The sequence below is a fragment of the Solwaraspora sp. WMMA2056 genome (assembly GCF_030345095.1).
GTDB lineage: Bacteria > Actinomycetota > Actinomycetes > Mycobacteriales > Micromonosporaceae > Micromonospora_E.
In genome coordinates this window covers 481575-485276 of sequence record NZ_CP128360.1, presented here as the reverse complement: position 1 = coordinate 485276, position 3702 = coordinate 481575, and the positions used below count along the sequence as shown (strand labels likewise).

4 protein-coding genes are annotated in these 3702 nt (G+C 69.6%); all 4 read left to right on the top strand.

The window, feature by feature from the left end:
* Positions 1–21: 21 nt before the first annotated feature.
* Genes idi through dmpG form a run of 4 tightly spaced genes read left to right on the top strand, consistent with a single transcriptional unit; the run spans position 22 to position 3691 of the window.
* Entirely contained in the window at positions 22–594 is a 573-nt protein-coding gene (gene idi, locus O7608_RS02405; protein WP_289210750.1) for an isopentenyl-diphosphate Delta-isomerase, read from the top strand.
* A 45-nt stretch (positions 595–639) separates the two neighbouring features.
* Positions 640–1761 (top strand): dimethylallyltryptophan synthase CymD, encoded by a 1122-nt coding sequence (gene cymD / locus O7608_RS02400; protein WP_289208427.1) that lies wholly within the window; start codon positions 640–642, stop codon positions 1759–1761.
* Entirely contained in the window at positions 1758–2645 is an 888-nt protein-coding gene (locus O7608_RS02395) for an acetaldehyde dehydrogenase (acetylating) (RefSeq protein WP_289208426.1), read from the top strand. The genes cymD and O7608_RS02395 overlap by 4 nt, the downstream gene beginning before the upstream one ends.
* Complete coding sequence (dmpG, locus tag O7608_RS02390) at positions 2645–3691, top strand: 4-hydroxy-2-oxovalerate aldolase (RefSeq protein WP_289208425.1); 1047 nt, start codon at positions 2645–2647, stop codon at positions 3689–3691. Before O7608_RS02395 ends, dmpG begins: the two co-directional genes overlap by 1 nt.
* Positions 3692–3702: the final 11 nt, after the last annotated feature.

Below are 3702 nucleotides of genomic sequence, written 5' to 3'. Positions count from 1 at the left end.
GCCTTGCTCGCAACCAACGACGTGAGCGGGACGGACGCCCCGGAACCCGGGCGGGACCTGCTCGAGCTAGTGGACACCACAGGACAGACCGTCGGGGTGCTCGACAAGCTGACCGCCCACACGAGTCCCGGCCATCTGCACCGGGCGTTCTCCGTGTTCCTCTTCGACGACGAGGGGCGCCTGCTACTACAGCGGCGGGCGCTGGGCAAGTACCACTCGCCGGGTGTGTGGTCCAACACCTGCTGCGGCCACCCCTTCCCCGGGGAGGCGCCGGACGCTGCGGCCGCCCGTCGGGTCCGGGAGGAGCTGGGCACGACGCCGGTCGGTCTCGCGGCCGCCGGGACCGTGCTGTACGAGTTGCCGGACCCGAAGTCGGGCCTGATCGAGCGCGAGTACAACCACGTGTTCGTGGGCCGATTCTGGGACGAGCCGCGACCCGATCCCGCGGAGGTCGCGGAGTGGACGCTGGTCGCACCCGGCCAACTGCGTGACATGCGGGATCGGCTGGAGTTCTCGGTGTGGTTCCCGGCCGTGTTCGGACGCGTCGCCGAGACGGGACGTGTCGCAGACCTTCATCTGGACGCGTGGCGCTGAGCCACCCCCGCGCCTCGACGTGGATTCTGACAAGGAGAACCGGGGTTGACCGAGGAGTTGACGACGGTCCGAGACGCCTGCGCCAGAACATTGGAGAACACGGCACGGACCCTGCAACTGGGAGCCAGCGGTACGGAATTCGTCGCGGCGTTCCGGGCCATGACCGACCACTGGGGCGCCGCCCGCCCCCACGATCTACCCCTGTCGGACGTGTCGCCCGACGGGTCGCCCGTGGAGTACGCGGTCGACCTCGGCGGGCTCGCGCCCGCACTCCAGTTCGCCGTGGAGCCGCTGACCGCGGGCTTGCCGGCCCGTGACCCCGTCGCGGCGCGGGCCATCATGCCGCTGCTGGCCGGGCGGTACGGCGCCGGCGCGACCCGGTGGTCGGCCCTCGCGGACCGGCTCCTGCCCGACGACGCGCACGGCCCGCACGTCTCCATGTACGGCGCCGAGGTTCGGGCGGGCGCCCCGATTCGGTTCAAGGCGTGGTTCTATCTGAACGTGACCGGCCCGGACGGCACCTTCGACCTGCTGTACTCCGCCCTGGAACGGATGGGCACGACGCATCTGTGGCCGGTCGTCCAGGCGCACGTGCACCGCGCCGGGGAGGACGTGCCGTTCCTGCTGTCGCTGGACCTAGCGGACGACCCGGCGGCCCGGGTGAAGGTGTACTTCCGGCACTTCATGGCCGACGTCGAGGAGGTGGCGGCCGTGCTCAAGGCGTACCCGGGTTTCGAGCCGGGGGAGGTGCGGGCCTTCTGCAAGGTCATGATAGACGGGCGGCGCCGCTTCAGCGACCAACCGGCCGTCACCTGCGTGTCGCTGTTCGACGCGCAGAACTTCGATCGCGCCGCGGCCACCCTCTACGTTCCGCTGTGGACGTACGCCGAGCACGACGGCGAAATACGGCAGCGGGTGCACCGGGCCTTGGCCGCGTGGCCGGAGGCGCTGCACCGCTACAACAGCGTGCTCGCCGGCATCGCACACCGAGGGCTGGACGCGGGAACCGGGATTCACAACTACATCTCCTGGCAACCCGGCCGGACCCGCCCACGGGTGAAGGTTTACCTGTCACCGGAGATGCACGACGTAACTCCTCCGCCGCTCGGCGTGAGCCAACAGCATCACCTCAGTGGCCAGACCACTGCGAGAGGGAGAACTGAATGAGTACGCAGACGCATCTGGCTCCGCTGCGGACCGCCATCGTGGGGACCGGGAACATCGGAACCGACCTGCTCCTGAAGGTCGAGGCGTCCCGGCTGCTGACGTGCGTCCTGTTCGCCGGGCGGCGGGCCGAGTCGCCCGGCATCGAGCTGGCCCGCGGTCGCGGGGTGACCACCAGCACCGGCGGCATCGACGCCGTGGTCGACGCGGCTGACGACATCGATTTGGTCTTCGACGCGACCTCGGCCGGGGACGCCATCCGGCACTGGGCCGTCATCGAGCCGCTTGGACTGCCGTTCATCGACCTAACACCGGCGAACCAGGGCAAGTTCTGCGTCCCGGCGCTCAACCTGGAGGACTGCCTCGACGAGCAGTACCTCAGCATGGTGACCTGCGGCGGGCAGGCGGCGGTGCCGATGGCTTGGTGCATCGCGCAGATCGCCGGCCGCGTCGACTACCTCGAGATCGTCTCGGCGAGCGCCTCGGCCAGCGTCGGTCCGGCCTCGCGGGCGAACCTAGACGAGTACGTGCACACCACGGAACAGGCCACCGCCGAGTTCTGCAGCACCGCGCGCACCAAGACCGTCCTGATCATCAACCCGGCCGATCCCGGCATCGTGATGCGCAACTCTATCGCGGTCTCCACCACCGAGCGGATCGACATCGATGCTCTGCGCGACTCGGTCACCGCCATGGAGAAGGAGATCCACTCGTACGTTCCCGGGTACCGGGTCGTGGTGCCGCCGGTCGCCACCGGTGACCGCTACATGCTCACCGTCGAGGTCGAAGGACGGGGCGACTACTTCCCGCGCTACGCCGGAAACCTGGACATCATCACCTGCGCCGCCGTCGCCGCGGCGGAGGCTCGCAGCAGGCGGAGGCGTTGATGGGCGTGAAACTGCAGATCTGTGACTCGACGCTGCGCGACGGCAACCACGCCGTCGCCCACCAGCTCGGCCGGGCGGACATCGGCGCCTACGCTCGGGCGGCCGAGGCAGCCGGGGTGGACGTCCTGGAGGTCGGGCACGGCAACGGGCTCGGCGCCTCGTCCATTCAGGTCGGCATCGCCGCCATCAGCGACGTGGAGATGCTGCGCGCCGCGAAGGCCGAGCTGCGCAACTCGCGGCTGGGTGTGCTCTCCATCCCCGGCTTCGCCAGCGTCGAACGTGACCTCAAGCCCGCCCTCGACTGCGGCGTTGACGAGGTCCGGGTGGGCGCGCACTGCACCGAGGCCGACGTCACCTGTCAGCAGGTCACGATGCTGCGGTCGATGGGCGTACGCGTGAAGGGCCTGCTGCTGATGAGCCACATGGCGTCGGCCGGGAAGCTGGCCGAGCAGGCGGGGCTCATGCAAGACTACGGCGCCGAGGCGGTCGTGCTGATGGACTCCGCCGGCGCGTACACCCCGGAGATGGTCCGGGAGAAGGTCGGCGAGCTGGTCGAGAAGCTCGACATCGCGATCGGTTTCCACGCCCACAACAACCTGGGCCTCTCGGTGATCAACAGCATCACCGCAATCCGCGCGGGTGCATCCATCGTGGACGTGACGGCGCGTGGATTCGGCGCCGGGGCGGGGAACGCACCGATCGAACTGGTCGCCGCCAACCTGCACGTCGAGCAGATCGAGGCGCGGATCAAGCTTTTCGGCGCGCTGGACGCGGCGGACACCGCCGAGGAACGGTTCGTGAAACACGTGCCGACCAACGACAGCGTCACCATCGCCAGCGGCATCGCCGGGGTGTTCTCCGGGTTCGCGGCTCCGGTGCGGCGCGCCAGCCGGCGCTTCGGCGTCGATCCCCGCGAGATCCTGCTCGAATTGGGCAGGCGGCGGGTGGTGGCCGGCCAGGAGGACACCATCATCGAGGTCGCTATGGCCCTGGCCGCCGAGCGGGCGTCCGCGGACCTGACGCACGCCTTTGCTGACCACATCTGACGGGTGAGGGT

Excerpts from the sequence above, each read along its gene's own strand:
- O7608_RS02395 (WP_289208426.1), top strand. The coding sequence starts at position 1,758 with ATGAGTACGCAGACGCATCTGGCTCCGCTGCGGACCGCCATCGTGGGG.
- dmpG (WP_289208425.1), top strand. The coding sequence starts at position 2,645 with ATGGGCGTGAAACTGCAGATCTGTGACTCGACGCTGCGCGACGGCAAC.